We start from the raw sequence: 23018 nt of genomic DNA, 5'->3' as shown, positions 1-23018 counted from the left end.
AGGATGGCGTTAGACGGCTCTTATGGAGCACACGGGACGTATACGTCCCGCGCGCCCAGTTAGAGCCGCCTACCTCTGGTGCCTTCCCTGCTCGATAGCGAGGCGCGCCGCCATCGGACGGACTAACGGGGCGACCAAGAAGGCGGCGAGAACGGCAACCGGCGGGGAGAGGATCGGTACGTTGGCTCCGACGCTCGAGTAGAAGTTGGCGACCCACAGGAAGAGCAGCGAGGTCACCGCACCGACTTTGAGCCACGACGCGAACGCGCGCCCCGCGAAATCGCCTTCACTCGGACGAAGGGTTGCGAGCTTGTTTTTCACCAGGAAGGCCGACCAAACCTTTAGGCCAAGGGCAAGGCTGAACGCCGGGCCTACCAGCCAAATGCTCTCGGGGCGCTGCAAGAACTGGTTTGACAGTGCAAACAGCGAGAAGTAAATGGCTCCCAGAAGGGTGACGGCGACCGGATAGAGCCGGGCGGCGATCCGGCTGGGCAGGAAGTCCACGAACGCTCCGATTGCTTGGTTACGCCAAGTCCATACGGCCGCGAGGACGATCATCGCCGCGTACAGCGCGAGCTGGCTTACCGGCGTCCAGCGCAGGATAAACATCCAGGTGGGCATCCGAAGGACCCCGTCGGAGGCGATCTCGCTGAGCCACGCAAAGGCGACGGCGATCGTCATCCCCCAGGAGATCAACACTCCCCGACCGATGGCGGCGTATTTCGCCCTGAGCATTTCCGACGAGTCGATTGGCCGGGTCGCGTAATAGAGGTGGTAAACCCCCTCTTCCGATCTCATGTCGGACTTCTTCACGCCCATGCCGATGATCGTCGAAATGAGGAGCGGGATCCAGGGAAGGCTGGGGAGCATGGCCCAGCTCCAGGTGTTCACCATGATCATGTGCCCCTGGTAGTACTGCTCGTAAAGGTCGTGCTCTCGCACGAGGGGGACCGAGATGAGTACGAGGGCGACTCCGGTCAGGATAGGAAGCAGCCGGCCCTGGCGGTGCCATTCCAGCCAATACTGCGCCGCATAAGGCGTAGCGAACGGCGCTTTCGCTTTGCGGTTCACGTTCAGTCGCGGTTTGGCGACCAACGGCACTCGCACGGTACCCACCGTACGAGCTCGAACCACCGCATTCACGGCCAACGCTCCCGCGGCGAACCCTTCCAAGACGAAGAGCAGAGTGATTGTCTCTACGTCGACATGTTGCATCCCAAGCGAGAGTCCGCCGCACAATAGTGCAAGCGGAACCGAGAGACCCACGGCGAGCCGCAGCTTTCCGGACCTGACGGGCATCCAAAGCAATGCCTGGAACGTGACGACGAGAGCTCCGATCATCGCTGAAGACCAAACAAGGTCGCCGTTCGTTATCTGCGCTCCGAGCGGAATCAGAAAGAGCACCGCGATTCCAAGCCAGGAACCGATCCCCCAAAGTACTCCGGCGAGCATAGGCCATAGCGCGAGCGCAATCGACCGCATCGGCATGCGCAAAAGGAACGGCGGATAACCCGAAGCTTCGCTCGTCAGATCGCTCTCGGGATTGGAAAACGCGGCGAGGGTCGCGATCATCCCGAAGAAGAACGGGATGCTGAGGAGCCCTTTCAGGACCGGGTTCATCACCGAATCTGGGACGCGCACGATGCAGGCGAGCAGGGTCAGGTAGATCGCGACCGCCGGATAAACCCAGCGGTACCGGTGAACGAACATCTGGACGAGGGAGACGCCGGTCATTACGCGGCCTTCCCGGCATGCGCCACAAAGATGTCGTCAAGGCTCGCGCCTCCTCGCCCGGCGACTTCGCCGCCGGCGAGAGCGACGGCAGGATCGAGCTCCTGGGGATCGCCGTGCCAAAGCGCCGACCAGTTCCGGCCCGCGCCGTTCCAGCCGACCGCCCCGGGGATCGTCGGCGGCTCCTGTCTCGGCTCGCGGAGGCGGACGTCGATCCGCTGGTGCGTCTCTTTGATCCGGGCGAGGTCGTCGTTCAGGATCAGCCTCCCTTCGCGAACCATCGCCACGCGGTCGGAGACCTGTTCGACCTCGCTGAGGAGGTGGGAGGAGAAGAGGACGGTGCGCCCTTCATCCGCGATGGTACGGATGATGGCCGATAGAATGTCGCGACGAACCACCGGATCAAGACCGGACGAAGGCTCGTCGAGCAACAGGAGATCGGGTCGAAAGGCTAGCGCGACCAAGAGACCGGCGCGAGCTCGCTGCCCTTTCGAAATCTGGCCAAGCTTCGCGTCGAGCGAGAGATCGAATTCCCGGCGTAGCTTCTCGGCATACGCGGCGTCCCACGTTGGGTAGAACGCGGCGGAATAACGCATCAGATCGTCCACCCGCATCCAGAGCGGCAAGTCGCCTTCTTCTGAGAGGTAGCCGATGCGGGAAAGGACGCCGGGCGGATCGCTGACCGGATCCTTGCCGAAAACGCGGACCGTTCCCTGCTCGGCCCGTAAGAGACCGAGCAGGTGTTTGATCAGCGTCGTCTTGCCGGCGCCGTTCTGGCCGACGAGGCCAAGGACGGTCCCTTGCTCCAAGGTCAGGTCGATGTTGTCCAAAGCCCTTCGCTTGCCATAGGTTCGAACGAGGTTTCGGACCTCGATAATCAATTCAGCCACGCGTAACCTCCATTTCCCCTTCGGTCTGGTCGTCGGGCGCCACGGCCAAGCCGCGCTCCCTCATCAGGTCGAGCAATTCATCGAACGTAACGCCCATCTGCCGACCCTCCAAAATCACCGAATCCAGTCTCTGCGCGAGCAGCGCCCGCTTTTCCTCGTTCGCCATTCGGCGATCGCTCGCCGCGACGAAGGTGCCCAACCCGCGCGAGAAAACGACGACTCCGCCCGTTTCAAGCTCCCGGTAAGCCCGGGAGACGGTGTTGGGGTTCACGACGAGCCGCTCGGCGAGCGAGCGGATGCTAGGGAGCTCTTCCCCCTCCATCAGCTCGCCCCCCGCAACCAGCCGCCGAACCTGCTGCACGATCTGCAAATAGATCGGCACTCCGTCGGTCGGAGAGATGTGGATACGCATGATCAGAGAGGAGACGATGCGTATGGGTGTATTAGTTCACTAGCACAGTCGGAATTGTCGATTTACGATTGACGATTGGAGGGCGCTGGGCGTTGGGCGTTGGGCGTTGGGCGTTGGGCGTTGGGCGTTGGGCGTTGGGCGTTGGGCGTTGGAACAGGGTAAAGCACCAAGCTGCAACGCCCCAACGCCCCAACGCCCCAACGCCCCAACGCCCCAATGCCCCAACGCCCCGGCGCTACGGATGGAATGGAGAAGGTAGTTTTCTTTGATGCCTCCCGCAGTGTATGCGCTCGTGCTTTTCTCGGCGGTGTTGCACGCCGGGTGGAACGCGGCGCTTCGAGGAGGGGCCGACCGGCAGTGGGCGGCGGGATGGATGGCGCTGGCGACTTTCGCCGTGGCTCTGCCGGCCCTTCCATTTCTCCCACTCCCTTCGGCCGCGTGTTTGCCGTATCTCCTGTTTTCCTCGGTGCTCCACTGCGTCTACATGTGGCTGCTTGTGGAGGCGTACCGGCACGGCGATCTGGGAGTGGCGTATCCAATCGCCCGGGGGTCCTCGCCCATCCTCGTCACCCTGGGAGCCTTGATCGTGGTGCGCGAAATTCCTTCGCCGATCGCGCTCGTTGGGATCGGCCTCGTTTCACTGGGGATCCTCGCGATCGCCCACGATCGAGGGCGGGTCGATCGGCGGACGGTTCTGGTGTCGCTTGCTACGGGCGCCGCCATCGCTTGCTATACGGTATCGGACGGCCTGGGCGTACGGAGCGCGGGGAACGGGCTCTCGTACAACGCTTGGCTTTCCGTGTCGTATGGATTGACTTTGAGCCTGATTTTCACCTATCGGAAAGGGGTCGGCGGTTGGCGAGGCGAGCCTCGGCAGATATGGCTCGCGGTGGGCGGTGGCGTAGTGTCGGTCGTCGCCTATACGTTGGTTACGCTGGCCATGCGCGATGGCGCGATGGGGCTGGTCTCCGCGTTACGGGAAACCAGCGTTCTGTTCGCCGCGCTGATCGGACGGTACGTCTTGGGGGAGGAGCTACGCTTCCGGCGGTTTGCCGCCTGCGCCGCCGTCGCCTTGGGCGCAGTACTGTTGGCGCGGTAAGCCCGTGGATCGGGATATCCTTGGCGAATGGTCGCACCGCTTATCGCCTTGGCTCTGGCAATGACGCCTACCCCGCACTTAAAGGTGAGCGGGTGGCTGGTCTTTTTTGACAACGGCGAGTCTCTGGCCACGTTTGAGAAGCACGCGGATCAGCTCGACACCGTAGGGGTGGAATGGACCGGTTGCGATCCCGCAGGGCACTCGATCCGGCGGGATCGGCCCACCGCGGCGGAGAAGAAGAAGGTGTTGAGGATCGCCCGCAAACACGGAGTTAAGGTGCTCGGCATTGCCGCTAACGCGGCGAACGGGGATTTCACGCCGGCCGGAGTAGAGAAAGCGCTGGCGAGTGAGAAGGCGATGCGCCGGCACGCAAGTGAACTGACCAAGATCGCGATAGAAGATGGCCTCGATGGGATCGACCTCGACTACGAGTCGCTCCGGGCCGTCGACCGAGCTCCTTTTACTCGGTTCGTGGCGATTCTCTCGAAGTCGCTTCACGCTCGGAAGCTGACCTTGGCCATCGCGCTGCATCCCAAAATGTCCGAGCCGGGGAACTGGGATGGTTCGCAAGCGCAGGACTTCGCCGCGCTCGGTCGCCTCTGCGATATCGTGCGGGTGATGACCTACGACGAGCATTGGCTGACCAGCGACGCCGGGCCGGTCGCCTCCCCGGCATGGGTCGAGCAGGTCATGAGATTCGCCTCGAGCGTGATCCCCGCCTCGAAGCTCGATATGGGGATTCCCGCCTACGGCTACGACTGGGTGGGAAAGCAAGCCACTTCCTTCACCTGGGCCGACCTTGGCCGTCTATCCTTGGCCCACGGCCGTCCCACGCGCGACCCCGCCTCCCAGGAGCTGACGCTCCGGTACGACAACCACACCGCCTTCTTCGCCGACGGCCCCGCGCAGCGATCAAAGCTCCAACTGGCCAAGAAACTGCGCCTCCACGGGGTCGCGATGTGGCGTCTGGGTTCGGAGGATCCGTCCGTTTGGACGGAGTTTCGGAAGGGGAAGTAAATGATTCGCGGGTAGGAACCTGGCTTTTGATCAATTGGGACATGCCCGGTCCCAGGGCCGGAACCTCCACCCCCAACCCCCTCCTCCTCCCGTTCGCGGCTGAGTTCGTTCGCAGGCCGGCACTTCAGCCGCGACGGCAAGAGGAGGGGGCTCCGGACTACGATTTGATGCAGGTGTAGTGGAGGCGGTCGCTGGTGTGGCGAGGGGGGTTTAGGGTGTAGCTGTGGAAGGCGCGGATCCGCTCGAAGCCGGCTTTGGCGAGCATGGAGCGGATCTCCTCGTCGCTGTAGGCTCGCTGAACGTGGGTTTCCGTGAAGGTGCGGCCGCCGAACCAGAACTTCATGTGGACGGTGATGATCTGGGTCTCCGGGTCCCAATCTCCTTGCCAATGGTAACGGAGCTTCTTGTTCGCCCGCATATCTTCTTGATCGAAGAGCTGCTGTTCGAAGGCGTAGGCGGTGTTGACGTCGAAGATAAAGGAACCGCCGGAAGGCAAATGCGCCGCCGCGCGATTGAACGACATCTGGAGCCTCTGAGGATCGAGGATGTTGTTGAGGCTATCGAAGAAACTAAACGCCGCGTCGTATTCCTGGCCCATGTCGGCAGTCGCGGCGTCTTGGACCTCGTACCGAATGTCCAGCTTCTTTTTTTCGGCCTTCCGTCGAGCTTCCTCGATCATGCCGGGAGCGAGGTCGAAGCCGGCAACCTCAAACCCTTCGCGAGTCAACATCTCGCACATGGTGCCGGTACCGCAGCAGATATCGAGGATCCGCTTCGGGTGGATGTCTTGGTGCGACAGCAGGAGTAGGTAGTAGCCGGTCCACATCCGGTACGGGACCTGCTTCATCAGCTCGTCGTAGTACGGCGCGACGGCGCCGAAGCTCTCCTTACCGACAGTTTCTTCTGGCGTCGAGCTCACGACTTAGAAGAAATTCGTTCTTCCAACGCCTTTAGCCGCCGCTCAGTCCTGAGTTGGTAAAGAAACAGGCCGAACCACACCAGTAGGGGCGGAATGATCGCGATTTGCCAGTTTTGCATCTTGGTTATGAAACTCCTCTTCGAGGAAACCCAGTCGAACCCGGGTCTTGTAGAGCGCCGCACAGAAAACGCTCAGGATGAGAAACATCGTATAGAACGTTCCCTTGTAGGTGGGATCGAACCCGCCATTCCGGATGACGTCGGGGTGGAGCGACAGCACCTGGGGAAGTCGTGGGAAAACGAAGATCAGGAACAGCATCGGCAGCAGCGTCGCTAGAACGTAAGCGCCGCTGTTCGAGGCCCGCTTTTCAGGATCGGCGAAGGCCGCCCGGATGGCGAAATAAGCCCCCGCCATCAGCATGGTGAGCAGGAACGACGTCTGCCGTGGGTCCCAGTTCCACCAAGCGCCCCACTGGTATTTGCTGAACAGCATGCCGGTGGCGAGGGTGAGGACGCCGAGCCACAGGGCGAGCTCCATGGAAATGTTCGCCCGCACGTCCCAGGCGATCTCCTTCGTTTTCAGATAGCGGAACGCAAAGTAGGGCGCGAGGAACAGGAGGAAGATCGAGCAAAGGAGCGCGCAGGGCAAATGATAGAAAACCATCCGCGCGAACTCCGGATGCATGAAGCTCTTAGCATCGGCGACAGTGAAGGTGAACACGATGCCGATCGGCATCGCCACCGTCAGAACAAGCTTGCTGAATAGGTTCAACTTTTCCAGACCGCCGCGAACAAGTAGGGGCCGATCGCGAAGCTCACGACTCCGTAGCAAATCAGACCGATCCCGGCACTGATTCCACCTTCCAAGACTCCGTCACCGAGCGCAACTCGGAACCCCGCCACCGCGAGCGCCGCCATCGGCAGCAAGAGCGGCAACGCCACCGCCGCGGCTAACGCGGCCCGGTTCGCCGCCTGCGCCACGAGCGCTCCCGATAAGGTTACCCCCGCCGCCAGGGAGGCCGACGAGCCGATAAGCGATACGACAAGGAGCCAAGAAACCGTTACCGGCACCCGCATCAGCAGAACGAAAAGCCCCGCAAGGACGAAACTGACGACGAGCATCTGCGCGAAGTTGAACAGCGCCTTGCCCCAAAACACGGCGTGGGGGCGCGCCAAGAGGCGGAGCATGTCGCCGGTTCCCTGCTCTTCCTCGACGAGAAAGGTCCGGGGCATTGACAGTACGCTGGCGAACAAAAGCCCGACAAACAAGAGACCACCCGCAATGGTCCCGCTGAGGGTCTTACTGAAGGTGGCGTAGGCGAGCGCGACGACGGTGGTGAAGCCGAAGAGGCACGCCGTCAGAACCCCGCTCCGGGCGCGGAGCTCGGTGCGGAACTCCTTCCGCATCACCGCCAAAATCTCAGTTCGCCAGCTCAAGCTCAAGTTCGGCCAACCTCCTTTCACTCGGATCGTTGGTGGCCATAACGAGGCAGCCGCGGCCGCGCTGCTCGTCCGCGATCTGCTTGACCAAAGCCCGGCCTTCCTCGTCCAAACCGGCTCCGGGCTCGTCTAGTAGTAGCAGCTTCGGGTGGGCTTGGGTGGCAATCGCAAGCTTGAGGCGGGCTTTCATGCCGGTCGAAAGTTGGCCGGCTGGGTAGCGGCGGGCGTAGGTGAGGCCGATCTGGTCCAGTAGCTCTTCCGAGCGGGGCGGGCAGCCGCGGAGGTCGGCGGCAAGTTTGAGGTGCTCCTCGACGGTGAGTTGAGGGTAGAGCGCCTGCTCCAACGCGCTTAGCCCGAGCGTCAGGCGAGGGTCCCCTTCCGGCAGGTCGACCTTTCCCTCGGAGGGGGAAAGGAGCCCGGCGAGGGTTCGCAGGAGCGTAGATTTCCCCGCTCCGTTTCGGCCCACGATGACGAGCCGGTCGCCGAGGTTTAGTTGGAACGAAAGGCCACGGAAGATCCAGCGATCCCCATACCGTTTCCCCAGCCGATCCACCCGAAGCACGTGGAGATTGTGCCCCATCGTGGCGCCGGCTTCCATCCGGTAGCCCAGCAGTGGGTTTGTCCCCAGGTTCGCTAGAAGGGACTGAGCGATTACTTGGGCTGCCGGCTGGAAGCCGGCGCCACGGGTTAGGTGACTTTCATCGAAAAGCCGTCGCTCAAGATGGCGTCGTATTCGTGCCCGCAGTCGGCCGGCCAGGCGCAGAGAAAGACAAGCGGCTCGTCACCGGTGTTGACCGTGCGGTGCGCATACCGCCCGTCGATCCAATGAGTCGAACCCGGCGTGAGCTCCTCAGAAGTGGCGTTTCGATCTTCATCCATCAGGACCAGCAACCCCTTGCCGGACACAGTGACGACCAGTTCGCCACGATCCCGCTTCACGTGCCAATGGCCTCGCGTCATGAAACGCTCTTCGCCGACACGGCCCGGCATCAAGGTTGTGTTGCCCCACAAGACGGCGCCTTCCGTCCCGTCCTCGATCGGAAACCAGGTCTGGGTGGTGTAGAGAAGCTCGTCCGCGCAGGCCTGGGCTGCAGTCTCGTCGGCCCAGTATCCGGCAAGATCGCCGACGGTCCGGCGGGTTTCGGCGACCTGCTCGCCCCGGAGGAGCCCCGAGGCGAGATCGGTAAAAATCGGCATGAGAGAGATCGTAGCACCCAAACCGTGGCATGGGCTTCCAGCCCATGCGTATCACGACCATCCTGGTCGTGTAAACGTGTCATCGGCTCCCAGCCGATGAACCCACAGCCCCTTGGCCATGGCAAAAGGGCCAGGGGCAGGATGCCCCTGGGACCCACTGGCAAGATGCCAGTGCCACTTACGAAGTTATTTCTTTAACTTGGCGGTCAGGATTTCCAACGCTTTCGACAGGTACAGGTCGTGCCCTTCGGCGTCGAACTCCTTTGGGACCCTCACGTCGGGATCGACGCCGCGCCCCTCGAGTCGAACGCCATCGGTGATCACGTCGGTCATCGGAATCTCTATGTAGGCCCAGTCGCTGAGGCGCTGGGGGAAGGTGCCGAGGACGTTGCCGGCCGTGGTGCTACCGACGAGGGTCGCCCGGCCGCTCTTCTTGAGGATCAGGCTGAGAACCTCTTTGGCGCTTCGCGATCCTTCGTTGATCAACACGATCAGGGGGCGTTGGTAACCGAAAAGCTGCTTCGAATCGCCGAAGGAAGTCTTCCATTCCAACCGCGCCTCCGGGCGGAAGAAAGGGTCGGCGAACCCTTCCGGCCGTCCGCCAAAGCCATCGCGAAGGTCCAGCACGATGGCGTCGGTTTCGCTCAGCTTCCCGTACACCGCGCCCGCAAGCGCGTTTCGGAATGCGTCGCTGGCGAGCGTCCAAACATGGATGTAACCAATTTTCTTCGGGCCCTGATCGATGACGCGGACGCTATCTCGGGTGCCGTCCAGGAACATCTCCACCGCGGAGCCTTTTTGCGGCTTGACCTCCTTTTCCCATCGTTGGTAGCCGCGGAGGATCGAGAGCTTGACGTTACCGTCGACGCCGAAGGAGGCGACCGGCTTGAACGGCTTGCCGTCGGCGGCGAGGATTTTATCTCCCTTTCGGATACCAGCGGCTTCCGCCGGACCTCCGTTGACCACCATTTGGACGGTATAGCCGTCCGGTCCTAGACGGTACCACGCGCCGATGTTGGGCATCTCGGCGGCGCCGGTTCGGCGCAGAAGGCCGTCCATCACGTAGTACCCCTGCTGATCGTCGCCGTAAAACGCGAAGTGGGAATCGTGAAACTCCGCGATCATGTCGTTGACCGCCTTCGAGAACTCGGCGCGGCTGTGGGCCTCGGTAGCGATCGGCTTGTACTTCTCGAGCAGCCGGTTCATCTCCTCGCCACGAGTCTTGCGGGCGTAATAGCGGGAGGAGATCGAACTCGATACCTGCTCCCACAGCTTCGGGAAATTGTCGGAGGTTTGGGCGAGGGCGAAGGCGGCGAGAAGGGTCAGAGGGGGCATCGGTATTAGATACGGTCGTTAGGCGTTGAGGCGTTACGGCGTTGGGCGTTTGGGGGCGGGTGGGCACGAACGGGTACAATCGGTGGCACTCGTGGGAGGATGGCTTGCTGTCCGCCTGCACCACAAGGTGAAAATCCATTGCGTAAGAACATTCGAAAAGCCCCCCATTCGCCTCGCTTCGAGGCCATCGCCAAGACCGTCGACAAGGACGTAACCCTCGACATCGTTCCGGCCCTCGCCAAGGTGAAGGAGACCGCAACCGCAAAGTTCGTCGAGAGCGTGGACCTCGCGGTCAAGCTCGGAATCGACCCTCGTAAGGGTGACCAGAACGTTCGCGGCATCACCAATCTGCCCCACGGCACCGGCAAGATCCGCAAGGTAGCCGTCCTCGCTCGCGGCGATCTCGCGGCGGCGGCGGAAGAGGCGGGCGCCGATACGGTTGGCGGCGACGAATTGATCGCCCAGATCCAAGGCGGCTTCCGAGACTTCGACGTCCTGCTCGCCACCGAAGAGATGGCTCCGCAGATCGGTAAGGTTGGCCGACTGCTCGGCCCGCGCACTCCGAACAAGCGCAACGGCACGGTAACGAACAACATCGCCGCCGCCGTCCGCGAAATCAAGGGCGCTACCCGCGTCGAGTATCGCGCCGACAAAGCCGGCGTCGTCCACCTCGGCATCGGCAAGGTGAATTTCACCGACGAGCAGCTTCTCGAGAACTTCCGCGTCGGTCTCAACGCCCTGCTCAAAGCCAAGCCGGCCGGCGCCAAGGGTCGATACATCCGCTCGATCACCGTCAGCGCCAGCATGGGCCCCGGCATCCCGGTCGACATCGCCCTCGCCAGCAAGTACGCAGCGTAAGGCTCGAAGGTCCCTGAGAGAAATCTCTCAGGGACCTTTTCCATTTGCGTCACTCCCATGAGTAGGGGAGCCGTTTCATAGGGATTCGCTTTCCCAACATCGCCTCCCAGCGGCTTCTCTCATCTGGTTTGAGAACCTTTCGGATCGCCTCGTTCCACGCGGCTTTCACCTGCAATCCCTGGAGGCGGACACGATCCACGTCTTCCTGCGTACGGGGCCTTGCGCGTGGAACGGTCTTCATCTCAAGCCGCCAATACTCTGTAAAGAGTCGTTGCCGGTGGGAACCCGATGCCTCGAGAAGCTGCTTCTTGAGCAAATTGTATCGCTTGCGTTCGGTGGGAGTGAGCTTTCGCTCGTCGTGAGAAGACGCCATAACGAATAGCGAGGCTTTAAGCTCCTTGATCTGGGCTTGATACTTCTCGCTCAAGTGCTTGATCTCCGCGGACGTGTCTGGCGAAAGCTTTGCTTCCGCAGCGACGGGCGGCGACGTCAAAGCGTGCTCGCCGATGTATTGCGTCGCAAGCTGCCGCAGCCGCCCGCGTTGCTCGTCCGTCAATAGGGCGAGGGATCCGTCGCGGAGGTCCGTAAAGATTTTTGTCCGAACAGGGACGTCGTAAGCGTATCGGTCGCGATTGCTGACTTGCCGCTTGGTCATGTCTGCCAGCTTGTTCCCAAGATCGCGAATCCGGCGCATGAAGTCTTCGTTTATCGTGGCCAGCCTGCCGCGCTCCTCATCCGTGACCTTCAATTCGGATTGGACCCAAGATTCGCCGAGGAGATACTGACTCCATTGGGTGACAATCGATGGTTGTGATCCGGCTTCGGGGGGCTTCGTAGGGCGGGCGACAGCGGTCCATGGGACCAACGCGAGAACAACCGGCAGGACAAGTGCTAGGGCATATCGGGGCGTTCGACGATCTAAGGTTTGCATCGCAAGAATCCTCCTTTTGAGGGATCGGGCGGGGCCGGATAGGGCTTGCGAAACGGCTCGGTGGCGGTTGCCGGAGTACCGGAGTAGCATTTCTGCGTAGGTGTCTGGCGAACAAGAGGTATCGCGGATGGCGAACTCGTCGCAGGCGAGCTCTGCTTCTTCTTGGGCCTTCCAGCGGGCAATCCAAAAAGTGGGCATCCACCAGAAGGCGGCGCCAAGGAAAGACATGATCACTGCCCAGACGGCGTCGTATCGCCTCGCGTGAGCGATTTCATGCGCGAGAGCGGCCTCGGCGTGGTCGTAATTCATGGTTGTGGGCAGGAGAATGGTTGGTGAAACCCAGCCCACCAGCATTGGAGTCGAGACGGACCGGTGACGACTAACCCGGATCCCACGGATCACTTGGGTTTCCTGGTTCACGGCCGCCAATAGCCGTTTTGCCCACACGACTTGGAAGACAAGCCGCACAAGGGCCATGGCCGCTCCGATGAGCCAAATTGACAAGAGCACCCCGCCGGTATCCGGCGTCGAGGTCGCGTGAGCAACGTGCGGGGCGATCGTAAGAGGTCCCGGCGAACTTTGCATCGAGATCGGCGCCGTATCGGCAGGAAGCGATAAGGGTTCCGGGCTCAGGATTGGAATCGCGACGGCGCCGATCAATCCGAGGCCGAACTTAACCGCCGCCAATCGCCACAGCCAGCATCGAACGTTGGGCCGAAGAGAGGGGATCAGTCGAGTGACCGCCCCCACTGCTATAACCCCGACAGTGCCCTGAAGAGCGGCTTGGATGAGCTGATCGCCGATCACGGCTGAACTCCTCGCTCTTGCCGAAGGCGTTCCACCAGGTCGCTCAGAGCGGCGAAGTCTTCGTCCGAAAGCTCTCGAGCATCCGTGAGAAACTGCACGAACGGGCTGACGGAACCGCCAAGCGACTCGGTTACAAATCGGTCGACCGCGCCTCTGAGGAGGCCGGCCTTGGGGCTCACCGTGTGGTACTGAAGCCCTTCGGACGAGGCGTTTCGCTCAAGCAGCCCTTTCTTGAGGAGCCGCTCCATCATCTGCTGAACGGTAGTGCGGACGTAACCTTGGCTCCGCCCATATCCGTCCCAAACCGCCCGCACGGTAGCAGGACCGTGTTCCGCAACGTAACTAAGGAGCCTAAGCTCCGCCTCACCAACGCTTGTCTTTCGCATGGACGACACCTGTCGTCGGAGAGTTTACGACAAGTGTCGTCAGTTTCCAAGGGTTTAACGGTTTTTTGTTTTTGTTATTGGTCGGGGTTAGGCTCGTTCACCTAGGGCAGCCCGAGATACTCACGGCCGGCTCACACAGAGACGTTGGTTTTTAGGGCGGTATTGAGATCGGCAGGGGTCTGTCGTCACGCCCGCAGGCTCGCTTACAAAAAGCGGTGGCAAGCCACCGCAGTCTATAGGGGTTGCGGCTCGATAGGGGAGAAGAGGTCGACGATGTTGCCGTCGGGGTCGAGGACTTGGGCGTAGTGTTGGCCCCAGAAGGCGTCCCAGGGGGCTTTGTGGCTGGTGAAGCCGGCGTCGACCAAGGCTTGGTGCCGGGTATCGACTTGGGCGGAGGATTCGCATAGAAATGCGAGCGTCATCCGTTGGCCGGTCGGCTCCTTCCAATCCGGTTCGATCTCTCGCATCATCTCGACCGAATTCCAAGAGAGGCGGATACCGCCCTCGAGCGTAACGTCGTGGTACGGGCCGCCGTCGGGGTCGGGGATGTCGAGTCCAAGGGTGCGATAGAAGCGGATCGATTCCGCCATGTCGTGGACGGTGAGTCCGATCATGTCTAGTCTCGGTTTCATGGCTTTTTTTGGGTTGGCAGTTAGCGGTTAGCAGTTAGCAGTTAGCAGTTGGGAGGGATGTAAAGCGTTCGATTTCCAATGATCTGTCGATGAGCAACACCTTTGTCTTCTAAGTGGAGAAGCGAGGCGTCGAATGTCTGAGCTCGAATCCGGAGGTGGCGGGAGATAGGTTTGGGGTCGAGGTAGACGGAGTGGCGGATGACCTCCGCCAGCAGATCCGCGAGCGCTTCGACGGGGTCGAGCTTCATTGCGGCCGAGGCCGCGTCCGAATAGTGGGCGGTGACGAGCGCGTGGCTCATTTCGTCTCCCCCGTCCTCCATTCCGCACCGCTTGGCAAGCCAGAGCCGGGCATCGAGCTCATCGACAGCCTTTAAGTAAGCTGCGCGGCTTTCCTTCCCTTTCTCAAACCCGCCTCGGGCTCGGAGCTCTTTTGTAGAGAGGAGCCCGCCCGTGCCTTCGTACGCTTGAGCTAGCCGGTAAGCGTCGGCAGAGAGTTCGCCGGCGGCGTAAAGCTGCTTGGGGGTTCGGCGCTCCATCAGCGCTCCCAAGACCGTGGGCAGCCGGTCGAACGCGACCCACGTCGGCTTCTTGGCGACGACGACTCCATAAAAAGCGACGTGCGGACGGCCCAGTTCCCAACGCCACGTGTAGACATAGCCGCTAGGGGAGTCCCAAGAAGCGAAGTTTGGGGGATTCGGGTCGCCCATGTGCGCTTGGTAGAGGCTGGGAAACTCGGGAGACGCCGCGTACAGGGTGGTGATTCCCACCTCTTGGATAAACGCCGAGGCTTGCTCGGGATTCTCTACCTTTCGTTCGCCATCCTGTCGCCAGTTCCGAAATCTCCTACGCCGAAGCTCTTCAATGTCGATCACGAAGAACAGGTTAGCGACCGATTGGTGACAACTGACTGTCACCAATCGATAGAATTCTTGCAATTTCGAAGCGTATCCCTCGTCTGCGTCCATCCAAGTAAGAAAGCGGGCTTTTGGGGGCTCCCTCCATATTAGGCAACTAATGGATCAGTTTTGCAATGCTCTTAGAATAAAGTAACGGGATCGACCAATAGGTTGGGGGCTGATTAGGAAATCGAATCCATGTTCGGCCCGCCGGAGATTTACCATGCCAAATCCTGTTGCAGCACCGTTGCCCGTACGCTATGCCGCCGTCCTACCTCTAGACTATGAACCGGGGCGAACGGAGCACTCCCTTATCTATTTCAGCACTGACTGGAGCCAGTTCGTGGACTTCCTCTGTGATCCGGTCGACTTTATGCTTACGCAGCAACTCGATTGGGACAAGGGCCAGGACACGCCGATGTGGCGGCTGCGCGGCCCGGTAACGGCTATCCTCCGCCCCGGCCCGACGCACCGGCAGGACAAGAACACCCGCACCTACCTTGCCGTCGAGAACTTCTTAATGACGGCCCCCATCGACGACACGGGCCTCACTTTCCTAGATTTCAACCCGGACGCGGGTGCAGGGGGGAATGCCGGCCCTCCTCCAGACGTCGTCGAAAAGGCCACCGAAAACGGCGGATTTTACGCCGAGTTTGCGTTTTGCACGAGCATCGTGACCATCTTCTATTGGCCTCCGAAAGGCGCGGGTGAACTGTACAACGGGGAGCTCACTAAGAGCGTCCTGGGCTTTATGCCCGGCAACGGAAGCCGAACCGGGACCCTCCACTTCGACCTGAAAGCCCGAACCGTAGAAGGGATGGCGAAAGTGGTCGACCCTGCCGATCCTCTGGGAATCAAGCCGGCGGCCCGTAACCGGGCTGAATTCATCGTGGAGTGCCTGCAGATGAGCCACAAGTTAAAGGACCGCCTGGCCGCGATCGAGGTCGAGCAGGGCGATTCTTCTTTGACCACTCCTCAGCAAGGAGTCCAGGTACGAGCCGCCCCCATGACCGCGCTCCAAGTGGCGGCCCAACCACCGATCGGATTTGCTCGCAGAAGCCAGGAGGATTTACCTCACGTTTTCGTGGAGCGTCTCAGCGCCACCGACGACGCGTGTGTCACTTGCTGCAACGTTCATGTTTACGAGGATCCGGCGGTTCCGGGTCAATTCATCATGGACGACATCATTTGCAAGTGCTACTACCCCTGCGGCACGACTCCGCCCGTCATTAACCCGCAAGCGACGCCACAAGTTTAGTGGCAGTGACGGCCAGCTCAACGCCGCCATTACGGTCAGCGGAACTTTGCTTCCCTGGTGAGAAATCCCTATCCGGAGTTTCTCGCCAGGGAAGCCCACCCTACCGGCGGCCTGATTCCCGGCGTTCAACGAGCCGCAAGGACAATGCCTCCATGGGGACTGGCCCGGGGGGGATGTCGAGCGAACAGACGAACCTGCCGTCGGCTGCGACCCGGTCGATTGGTTGACTACCGAGGTGCAGCGGGCGAGGAGCGAGCACCAAGTAGGCGTGTAGGACGAAGCCTGCGTACGAAGCGGCGATCTCGGGGGAAATCGACAAAGGAAGGACCAATCGCCCCTTCCCTTCCTCATCCGAAGCTTCGACGAACGGATCGCCGGTGGAGGGGATCGATAGCCACAACTCCTCTCCGTTCGCCAACTCCACGGTCACCGACCAATGGATCTCGGAAGCGCCCCGGGGAGCCGCCGTCCCTTCCTGCAATTGGAAACGGGTAACTGGTAGCGCAGTCGCCTCAATCGAGAAGAGGCTGGCAAAATCCGGAACTCGAAGCTGCCAGTCGCCGCTCCGAACCGAGGCATCTCCTAACGTGACCGAACCGGAAACCGGATCCAGAAACAGTAAGGCGAGCGTGTGGCCCTCCCATTGCGGGCCGAGCCCTCGGGCGTGGGCGACAATGTCGCCGGACGGCTCGATCACGGTTTCCGAGACGGTTAGCCGGTCGGGACTACCGGTTGGCTCTGCACCGCGAAACGCGAGGAACGAAGCGGCCGGTCTCGAAAGGCGTTGCCCCATTTCCGCGAAGATCCCCCGCACGACGTGCGACTCCCCGGCAAGGATGCGGCGTACCGCATCCAGTGGCGCACCGGATTGAGTAACTCGCCGAACCTGCTCGAACTCCGATGGCAAAGCCCCGTAAACGATCTCCCTCAACTCGGGGGCTATGAGTTCGCCCCGGGAGATCTCATCTCTTAATCCGATCAACCGTTTACGTCCCGACTCATTCCGGGTTAGCCAATCGATGACGTCTTTCGACTCTTCCCGATTGGACCAACCCATGGCGAAGCGGGCCAAGGCGAGGGGAGATATTTCCGGCTCGGTACCGGGCGGGGTCGACCGAAGGATCGCTTCGATCATTCGGATCGCCTCGGGTCCGAGGTCCATGTCATCGCTCGGGCTCAAGGATTTCCTCGCTTTAGATATTTCGCAAGCTGACCGGAGAGGCGCTCACCGCTGGTCCACATATTGAGCGTTCCCTCCGTCAGGCGGTAGCCGAAGACACCGGCGGGCGGCTCGGTTCTTTCCATGATTTGCTTCTGGGGCAATTCGAACTGATAGCAATACTGAAAAACTAGCCGCTTCCACAGGTCGGGAGCCGAAAACGCCGCCTCTTGACGCGGCACCTTAGAAAAGGCATCCCGCATTTCCAAAGCAGAGGCGGTAAATGGGAGGAACTCCCGGCATCGCCGAACGGTTTCCTCGACGAGGGCCCCCGACAGCGATGGTTCCATTTGGAGGATCTTCTCGGTACGGAGGCCGTTGCCGTATCGCAACGCGACGATCCGTCTCTCGGCCTCCGTCCAATTTTGTCCGCTTGATTCAAGCAGCATTTCTACGAGCTTGGCGTTCGGCAGGCACAGGATGGTGAACGCCGTTCCCAAGAGGTTGCACACTTGCAAAAGCCATGCATCGAGCTGGGCTCGGTCGGACGGCTTAAGCCCCGCGATCTCGGCGACGGCATCCCAAGGCAACCCGTGCAAGTAAAAAAACTGGACGGCAAGTATCCGCTTTCGCCACTCGCTTTCGTCGACGCCCGGGGCTCGACCGAGCCAGAGTTCGTCTGCGGCTTGATACAAGCGGTCCCGATGACGCACTACAATATCGACGACAGCGGCCTCCGCCTCCGAGATGTCGGTCTCGAGCGGCCCCGGTTTTGGCTCTTTCAACTTGGCGAGCGTAAGTCTCTTAGCGGTGGTAAAGACGTACCTCCACCACTCTCCCTCGCTCCGAAACGTCAGCCCCCCCCTGGCCTTCCAAATGTTCGTAATCGTGCCGGCCTTCACGTCGTCGAGGTCGTCGCCCGATATTTGCCATCCGCGCAAGTACCCGACAAGATGTCGCTCTATGGTCGGGCGAATCCGGTAAAGAGCCTCCTCCGCCACCCTGGAATCGGGACTGCTGAGTTTTTCGAGTTCGAACAACAGTTCCACAGGTTCCAGATGATACGGCTTGGAACGTGCCTGCGATAAGTGGCGGCGGCGTGGCTTAAGCAGATCGATCGCGGGCGCCTGCTTCGGTCGACAAAGAATTGACATTTAAGTACCATTTTCCTAAAATAAGATTCTTTATCATAGTACACTGGAAATATCAATTAGTACTTTTAGATTTGAAGACGTTGTGCCACGCATTATTGCTTACGCTGGCCGCCCGTGTTCTCTATCGTGGGTCGCCGTAGAAGACGCCGCGGCCATGGGTGCCAACGTAGACGCGTCCGTAGCGCTTCGGGTCGCCGGCGATTTGGAGGACCAGGCCCCATTGGTGATCGTCGTCGTTAATCCTTGCCCAGGAGGCTGCGCCGTCGTCGGAACGGAAGATGCCTCGCCGCCCGTCCACCGACCCAACGACATACATGGCCGGTAGCTTGGAATGGGGGGCGGCCTTACCGAAGCCGAAGGCGTGCAGCTCACGAATGTGGCCCATTCTCATAAAGGTCGTCCCTCCGTCGACCGAGTGGTGGAGGCCGTCGAAGGCGGCGATCCAAAGATCTCCCGTTCGGCCCGGCGTCGCGTAGAGCTGGTCTTGACCGGCGCGGGCGTCCATCCGGTCGCCTCCGCGTCGGGGAAGTCCGCCGGCAAGGGTGAAGCTCTTTTCCACGAAGGTCGCGCCACCGTCGCTGCTCGTAAACAGCTTGCCGCCAAACAGGTCGAGGGCATAGAAGCGGCTGGAATCCACATGGTCGGCAATCACTCGCAGACCCGCGGGAAGGGCAACGGGAGCCCACGTGTCACCACGGTCGGAGGTTCGGAAAGCACCGTTACGCAGACTCCAGACCCAGGTCTTACCATCCGCGGAGACGGCGATATGACCCTCGCGGGCGCCGGTCGGAGCACTCTTGGTCGGATTCCAAGACTTGCCGCCATCGATCGAGTAGCCGATGTTGCCGCGATTGCCGCCAGAGGCGCTGCCCACTCTTACGATCGTTAGCGGGGCGAGATCCCCAGCGGCGACTCCCGTCGTGTTCCCAAAATGCGGGTTCGTGAAATTACCCTCCGGAGCCGGTTTATCGAGGTCCCGGTGAACGAAGCCGCCGTAGTCACCGATCGCCGTCACGAGTGGAACCCCTTGGGTGGGACTGAGGAGCTCCAAACCGACCGACTCCTCGATTCCGGTCGCCATCGCATGCCAGATCACGGGCTTGCCGCGATCGGCATCGGTCAGGTTGAAAGTCTCGTGCCCACCGTAGCCGGTGGTAAAGATGGCGTGGTCGGGATTGCGGGGGTTGATCTCGATATCGAACAGCCAGTGGATTCCGGTGCGTGAGATGTAAGGAGCTTTCGAGTAGTCGAAAGTCTCTTTGCCTCCAATCGTGGGCCGCCAGCTCTTTCCCCCGTCAGTGGTACGGAAGATCTGCTCATGCGGGGGATGGAAGAAGGTCGAAACAATGACCGTGTCGGGGCGGCCCATTTGAACGCTGACGGCGCCGTAACCGAAACGACCTTTCTCGGGCGTGACGTCGGACCAAGCCCCACCCTTGTACTTCCAAACCGCCCCGTCCGTCATCCCTTGCGGACCGGGGTTGGAACCGTACGTAAGCCAAAGCGCGCCATCGCCGCCCCGGACCATGTGGGTGGGATAAAGGCCGGTAGGCGCATTGGGTACGGGCGCCCAGGTCGCGCCGTCATCCGTTGTGACAAAAAGGTTAGGGCCGGTCGCGTTCGAGACGGCGACATAAGCGGTTCGACTCCCCTTCCCCCGGCTACCCGAGTTCGGATCGAATAGCGTTACCACAACCCCGGCGCCGCGGGGCCCGCCGAGGGGCGTGAAGCTCTCCAGGCGATGCCAGGTGACCGCGCCGTCGTCACTACGCCAAAGGCCATCGTGCCGGGTACCCAAGAGCAGCCGCCGAGGATCGTTCGGATCGACGGTCATACGCTCGCCGTTGCCGCGTCCGTTCTCGTTGCCGCCGAACTTAAACGGCACTCGGGTCGTAGAGAACGTGCGGCCGCCGTCTCGAGAGCGGAGGATCGCTCCATTCGGGGTTCCCGAATTGGTGTAGGTCCCACACGCCAGATAAACGTTTCGAGGGTTGGCCGGATCGACGGCGATGCTCTCGACCCCCATGAAGTTGAGATCGTTGAACGGTACCCAGTCCAGTATCGGCGCCCATCGGCGACGTCCAGCGTCCCAGCGGTAAGCCCCGCCCATGTCCGTGCGGGCGTACCGGACATCCTTCGCCGTCGGGTGGAAGACGATGCCGTCGACAAATCCGGCCCCGACCATCTGAACGTTCTTCCAGTTGTACGGCACGCTCTTCGGCGTTTGAGATGCGGCGAGCGACACCAGGGTCACGGATAGTAGAGATAGGATCCAGCGGCTTTGCATGATTAGGTTAGGGCTCCGGCTCATTCGGTAATCCGAGCGAAGCAGACGCCTTACTATATCGTTAGCGCAAGCGTGTCTTAATGGGAAGCTGAGATTCGCACGCATATTCCCGATGTCATACCGGCTCGTCTCCCTCGTTGCGTTGCTCACTTTGGGCATGGCCAGCCTTGGGCTGGCTCAAAACCACCCGGCGAAACTCCAACTGGCCCAAGTAGCCGTGACCCCTCCAAGCAACGGGCGAGAGCCGGTTCCGGTGAGAGCGGGACTTTACGTCGAGGAGATTTCCGGCATCGACGAGGGCACGAATCGGTTCACGCTCCATGGCGCCCTCGATTTGGAGTGGCGGGACCCTCGGCTCGCATTCGATACCGCCAAGGTGGGCGCGAAGGTCAAGGTCTACCTCGAGGAGGATGCCAACGAGATGCTGGAAAAGATTTGGTGGCCGACCGTGCAGTTCGTCAACCAAATCGGCAAGCCAACGATCGAGAACGAGGAGCTGATGATCTCCTCCGACGGAAGCGTGCTCTTCCGAGAAAAAATTTCCGTAGCGCTGGATTCCGTTTTCGAGATGTCGAAATTCCCGTTCGACTCTCAACGTCTTCGGGTACATCTAGCCTCGTTCGCCTATGGGTCTGACGAGCTGGTTTTCAGCGTAGACAAGACGATCGTCGGACTATCGCCCACTTTCCGGATGTCTGGTTGGAGCATGCTGGGCGTGGACGAGAAGGTCCACGAGCGAAAGGGGATCCGAGACCGAACGAGCTTCAGCGAGATCGAGGCGGACGTGTCGATCCAGCGCGTCCCCGGCTTCTTCGTTTCCAAATTCTTCGTCCCCTTGGCGGTGGTCATGCTTCTCCTGTGCGGGGTCCTGTGGGTTCCTCCCCACGACGTCAAGGACCGCATCAGCGCCACTCTGACCGGCATGCTCACGGCGGCGGCGTACGGCTTTACCATCACTACGTATCTACCGGCTCACGTCTACGACACGTTCCTGGACAGCATCGTCATCCTCTCGCTGGTCTACTCCTCGCTCCTCATGATCGAAAACGTGGTCAGTTACCACTACCACAGCTCCGAAAGGACCGCGAAAGCCCTGCGCCTCGACCGGATTTGCCGGTTCGCCTTTCCGTTGGTATTTCTTCTGTCGATGCTCTGCCTGGCCAAAGCTTACGGCGTCCTTTGACCCTCACAGCATCGTTGTCTCATGAAGCTTCCGATTTGCTTGTTCTAGCCCATCGCCATCTCTCCAGCTCCTTTCGATCCCAGTTGCCGAGATCAGCGCCCGCGTTGTAGGTGGTGCGCAGAAACGCGAGGAGGGTCGCCTCCGGCGATGACGCGGTTCGCACTGCCTCGTACGGGAGGATGTACTCGTGAAGCTCCGAGTGGTAATAAGCGGCCGAGGGTTCGATCGACGCGGTCGCAAAACCGGCAGGCTCGGGAACCGCGTAAGCGTAGAACGCCGCCTCGTGTACCGGACCGCTGCCGGGCCAGAAGCCGTGGCTGATCACTTCGTGGGAGTAAGCCTCGGCGTACATGTCGCCCATCTCCGGTTTGGGCGGGGCTCGGTGACCGGAGAAGCGGGTCACCGCAAGGTCGAAGCTTCCCCAGAAAAAGTGGACCGGACTACATTTCCCGACGAACTCGCACCGGAATTCCTCCATCACCGGCTTCATCGCGAGCATGGCCCGCCACCAAGCTCTCACCTGGTCGTCGTTGTAAGACGCGTGCATCTCGTCGTCCGTGAAACGGATCGGATTCGGAATCTCGACCGGCATCGGCCAGATCTTGACCTCGATTCCCATAGATCGCAGCTCGACTTTGAATCGTCGGTAAAACGTCGCCACGCTCATCGGCTCGAGCTTTAAGCGGCGGAGCCCGCCGTCCGAGCAATGGATCTCGAGGTTATCTTCGAGAAAGTTAAAGATCACGGAGAACGACCGATCACCGTACGGCATAACCGGCGTGATGAGCCCGGATGCCCCAACCTGGAACGCGATGTTCCAATAATGGTTCGACCTCGGCGTCAGGGCCAGGCAGACCTTTCCTACAATCTGGGTCCACATGTGGAGCGTGGCGTAGGTGTCGGCCCACACCTCAAACGATAACTCCGGCCACTCTCCACTCATTCCGCCAGTGTACGCCGAGTAACGACGAGAGTTGCAACATAGGCCGCCCCTCAAGTAGCTCTCAAGAAGCTGTCCAGTCCGGTCAGGAATCGATCAGTGCTTACGTTTCGGCTCCCCTTTGAGCGGCACCTGACGACGGCGGTCCGGCAAGTTTTCCAGACCTCCCTTCACGTCGAGAGCCGTCATTGTTGTCACTCTAATAAGGGACTCAATCTCTGGGCTTTGAGTCGTCGCTCCCGGATTTGGCGAGGGGAGCCGTCTCAGTTGCCAATTGACCTTTGAAAGCGTTGGCGGCGGACACCGGCTCTGCCTCACCGTGAAGCATTGCAAGGAGGTATCGAATCGCGTCGTCGGAAGGAAGGTCGTTCGTTCTTCGTAGTATCAAGTCCGTCACATACTTTCGCAGACTGAATTTTATGATCGAGTGTCCAAGTGTGGCGATCGAAAGAACCGATCCTCCTACCATCGCGGCAACCACTAAAGGG

Annotated in this window: 22 protein-coding genes; 5 read left to right on the top strand and 17 right to left on the bottom strand. The window is 60.9% G+C overall.

The genetic code is table 11. The features are described 5' to 3' along the window. Positions 1–69 precede the first annotated feature (69 nt). From OP10G_RS12450 to OP10G_RS12440, 3 genes are read right to left on the bottom strand one after another with little or no spacing between them, the layout of a single operon-like run. Entirely contained in the window at positions 70–1734 is a 1665-nt protein-coding gene (locus OP10G_RS12450; protein WP_025225556.1) for a hypothetical protein, read from the bottom strand. Then, positions 1734–2621 carry an ABC transporter ATP-binding protein gene (locus OP10G_RS12445; protein ID WP_025225557.1) on the bottom strand — a complete coding sequence of 296 codons (888 nt, stop codon included), beginning with the start codon at positions 2619–2621 and terminating at the stop codon, positions 1734–1736. Before OP10G_RS12445 ends, OP10G_RS12450 begins: the two co-directional genes overlap by 1 nt. After that, entirely contained in the window at positions 2614–3033 is a 420-nt protein-coding gene (locus tag OP10G_RS12440; protein ID WP_025225558.1) for a GntR family transcriptional regulator, read from the bottom strand. Before OP10G_RS12440 ends, OP10G_RS12445 begins: the two co-directional genes overlap by 8 nt. Before the next feature lie 268 nt (positions 3034–3301). Between OP10G_RS12440 and OP10G_RS12435 the strand changes: the two genes are divergently transcribed. Together OP10G_RS12435 and OP10G_RS12430 are read left to right on the top strand one after the other, a co-directional pair. Beyond that, on the top strand, positions 3302–4132 hold the full coding sequence (locus OP10G_RS12435; RefSeq protein ID WP_025225559.1) for an EamA family transporter: 831 nt from the start codon (positions 3302–3304) through the stop codon (positions 4130–4132). A gap of 27 nt (positions 4133–4159) precedes the next feature. Continuing rightward, a complete protein-coding gene (locus tag OP10G_RS12430; protein ID WP_025225560.1) occupies positions 4160–5149 on the top strand; it encodes a glycosyl hydrolase family 18 protein in 990 nt (329 codons plus the stop codon). 157 nt (positions 5150–5306) lie between these two features. On the opposite strand, the gene OP10G_RS12425 is transcribed toward OP10G_RS12430, so the two are convergent. From OP10G_RS12425 to OP10G_RS12400, 6 genes are all read right to left on the bottom strand, one after another. Next, positions 5307–6068 carry a class I SAM-dependent DNA methyltransferase gene (locus OP10G_RS12425; protein WP_025225561.1) on the bottom strand — a complete coding sequence of 254 codons (762 nt, stop codon included), beginning with the start codon at positions 6066–6068 and terminating at the stop codon, positions 5307–5309. Between the two features lie 42 nt (positions 6069–6110). Next, positions 6111–6839: a cytochrome c biogenesis protein CcsA gene (gene ccsA / locus OP10G_RS24570; protein ID WP_025225562.1), complete on the bottom strand. Its 729-nt coding sequence runs from the start codon at positions 6837–6839 to the stop codon at positions 6111–6113. After that, positions 6836–7504 (bottom strand): heme exporter protein CcmB, encoded by a 669-nt coding sequence (locus OP10G_RS12415; RefSeq protein ID WP_144241127.1) that lies wholly within the window; start codon positions 7502–7504, stop codon positions 6836–6838. Before OP10G_RS12415 ends, ccsA begins: the two co-directional genes overlap by 4 nt. After that, positions 7488–8105: an ABC transporter ATP-binding protein gene (locus OP10G_RS12410; protein ID WP_025225564.1), complete on the bottom strand. Its 618-nt coding sequence runs from the start codon at positions 8103–8105 to the stop codon at positions 7488–7490. Before OP10G_RS12410 ends, OP10G_RS12415 begins: the two co-directional genes overlap by 17 nt. Positions 8106–8194: 89 nt before the next feature. Then, the gene (locus OP10G_RS12405; protein ID WP_025225565.1) at positions 8195–8704 is read right to left on the bottom strand and encodes a glucose-6-phosphate isomerase family protein; all 510 of its coding nucleotides are present in this window, start codon (positions 8702–8704) and stop codon (positions 8195–8197) included. Positions 8705–8890: 186 nt separating this feature from the next. Next, positions 8891–10039, bottom strand: coding sequence for a S41 family peptidase (locus OP10G_RS12400; RefSeq protein ID WP_025225566.1), 1149 nt, complete (start codon positions 10037–10039; stop codon positions 8891–8893). A 138-nt stretch (positions 10040–10177) separates the two neighbouring features. Between OP10G_RS12400 and rplA the strand changes: the two genes are divergently transcribed. Further along, a complete protein-coding gene (gene rplA, locus OP10G_RS12395) occupies positions 10178–10897 on the top strand; it encodes a 50S ribosomal protein L1 (RefSeq protein WP_025225567.1) in 720 nt (239 codons plus the stop codon). Between the two features lie 49 nt (positions 10898–10946). Here the strand turns inward: rplA and OP10G_RS12390 are convergent, their stop codons facing one another. From OP10G_RS12390 to OP10G_RS12375, 4 genes are all read right to left on the bottom strand, one after another. Further along, complete coding sequence (locus tag OP10G_RS12390) at positions 10947–12635, bottom strand: M56 family metallopeptidase (protein WP_025225568.1); 1689 nt, start codon at positions 12633–12635, stop codon at positions 10947–10949. Continuing rightward, on the bottom strand, positions 12632–13021 hold the full coding sequence (locus OP10G_RS12385; protein ID WP_025225569.1) for a BlaI/MecI/CopY family transcriptional regulator: 390 nt from the start codon (positions 13019–13021) through the stop codon (positions 12632–12634). The genes OP10G_RS12390 and OP10G_RS12385 overlap by 4 nt, the downstream gene beginning before the upstream one ends. Positions 13022–13254: 233 nt before the next feature. After that, complete coding sequence (locus OP10G_RS12380; protein WP_025225570.1) at positions 13255–13653, bottom strand: VOC family protein; 399 nt, start codon at positions 13651–13653, stop codon at positions 13255–13257. A 41-nt stretch (positions 13654–13694) separates the two neighbouring features. Further along, positions 13695–14525: an AlkZ-related protein gene (locus OP10G_RS12375; protein ID WP_144241126.1), complete on the bottom strand. Its 831-nt coding sequence runs from the start codon at positions 14523–14525 to the stop codon at positions 13695–13697. A 271-nt stretch (positions 14526–14796) separates the two neighbouring features. Here OP10G_RS12375 and OP10G_RS12370 point away from each other — a divergent pair, with 271 nt between their 5' ends. Continuing rightward, positions 14797–15807: a hypothetical protein gene (locus OP10G_RS12370; RefSeq protein ID WP_025225572.1), complete on the top strand. Its 1011-nt coding sequence runs from the start codon at positions 14797–14799 to the stop codon at positions 15805–15807. Between the two features lie 100 nt (positions 15808–15907). Here OP10G_RS12370 and OP10G_RS12365 read toward each other — a convergent pair whose 3' ends face one another. The 3 genes from OP10G_RS12365 to OP10G_RS12355 all read right to left on the bottom strand — a co-directional run bounded on the left by OP10G_RS12365 (position 15908) and on the right by OP10G_RS12355 (position 20407). Continuing rightward, complete coding sequence (locus tag OP10G_RS12365; RefSeq protein ID WP_144241125.1) at positions 15908–16987, bottom strand: hypothetical protein; 1080 nt, start codon at positions 16985–16987, stop codon at positions 15908–15910. Further along, positions 16984–18120, bottom strand: a complete 1137-nt coding sequence (locus tag OP10G_RS12360; protein WP_025225574.1) for a sigma-70 RNA polymerase sigma factor region 4 domain-containing protein — start codon at positions 18118–18120, stop codon at positions 16984–16986. Before OP10G_RS12360 ends, OP10G_RS12365 begins: the two co-directional genes overlap by 4 nt. Before the next feature lie 121 nt (positions 18121–18241). Continuing rightward, positions 18242–20407, bottom strand: coding sequence for a WD40/YVTN/BNR-like repeat-containing protein (locus OP10G_RS12355; RefSeq protein WP_025225575.1), 2166 nt, complete (start codon positions 20405–20407; stop codon positions 18242–18244). A gap of 112 nt (positions 20408–20519) precedes the next feature. On the opposite strand from OP10G_RS12355, the gene OP10G_RS12350 reads away from it, so the two are divergent. After that, positions 20520–21590 carry a ligand-gated ion channel gene (locus tag OP10G_RS12350; protein ID WP_025225576.1) on the top strand — a complete coding sequence of 357 codons (1071 nt, stop codon included), beginning with the start codon at positions 20520–20522 and terminating at the stop codon, positions 21588–21590. A gap of 19 nt (positions 21591–21609) precedes the next feature. On the opposite strand, the gene OP10G_RS12345 is transcribed toward OP10G_RS12350, so the two are convergent. Further along, complete coding sequence (locus tag OP10G_RS12345) at positions 21610–22533, bottom strand: DUF5996 family protein (RefSeq protein ID WP_052547728.1); 924 nt, start codon at positions 22531–22533, stop codon at positions 21610–21612. Positions 22534–23018 lie beyond the last annotated feature (485 nt).

This window comes from Fimbriimonas ginsengisoli Gsoil 348, assembly GCF_000724625.1.
Taxonomy (GTDB): Bacteria; Armatimonadota; Fimbriimonadia; order Fimbriimonadales; family Fimbriimonadaceae; genus Fimbriimonas; species Fimbriimonas ginsengisoli.
The sequence above is the reverse complement of the archived record's forward strand: the minus strand, read 5'-3'. Positions and strand labels throughout refer to the sequence as shown.

What these genes read in the sequence shown, in the direction of transcription:
- OP10G_RS12450 (WP_025225556.1), bottom strand. Translation starts at nt 1,734, where the DNA reads ATGACCGGCGTCTCCCTCGTCCAGATGTTCGTTCACCGGTACCGCTGG.
- OP10G_RS12440 (WP_025225558.1), bottom strand. Translation starts at nt 3,033, where the DNA reads ATGCGTATCCACATCTCTCCGACCGACGGAGTGCCGATCTATTTGCAG.
- OP10G_RS12435 (WP_025225559.1), top strand. Translation starts at nt 3,302, where the DNA reads ATGCCTCCCGCAGTGTATGCGCTCGTGCTTTTCTCGGCGGTGTTGCAC.
- OP10G_RS12430 (WP_025225560.1), top strand. Translation starts at nt 4,160, where the DNA reads ATGGTCGCACCGCTTATCGCCTTGGCTCTGGCAATGACGCCTACCCCG.
- OP10G_RS12410 (WP_025225564.1), bottom strand. Translation starts at nt 8,105, where the DNA reads ATGGAAGCCGGCGCCACGATGGGGCACAATCTCCACGTGCTTCGGGTG.
- OP10G_RS12405 (WP_025225565.1), bottom strand. Translation starts at nt 8,704, where the DNA reads ATGCCGATTTTTACCGATCTCGCCTCGGGGCTCCTCCGGGGCGAGCAG.
- OP10G_RS12400 (WP_025225566.1), bottom strand. Translation starts at nt 10,039, where the DNA reads ATGCCCCCTCTGACCCTTCTCGCCGCCTTCGCCCTCGCCCAAACCTCC.
- OP10G_RS12385 (WP_025225569.1), bottom strand. Translation starts at nt 13,021, where the DNA reads ATGCGAAAGACAAGCGTTGGTGAGGCGGAGCTTAGGCTCCTTAGTTAC.
- OP10G_RS12380 (WP_025225570.1), bottom strand. Translation starts at nt 13,653, where the DNA reads ATGAAACCGAGACTAGACATGATCGGACTCACCGTCCACGACATGGCG.
- OP10G_RS12360 (WP_025225574.1), bottom strand. Translation starts at nt 18,120, where the DNA reads ATGTCAATTCTTTGTCGACCGAAGCAGGCGCCCGCGATCGATCTGCTT.
- OP10G_RS12355 (WP_025225575.1), bottom strand. Translation starts at nt 20,407, where the DNA reads ATGCAAAGCCGCTGGATCCTATCTCTACTATCCGTGACCCTGGTGTCG.
- OP10G_RS12350 (WP_025225576.1), top strand. Translation starts at nt 20,520, where the DNA reads ATGTCATACCGGCTCGTCTCCCTCGTTGCGTTGCTCACTTTGGGCATG.
- OP10G_RS12345 (WP_052547728.1), bottom strand. Translation starts at nt 22,533, where the DNA reads ATGAGTGGAGAGTGGCCGGAGTTATCGTTTGAGGTGTGGGCCGACACC.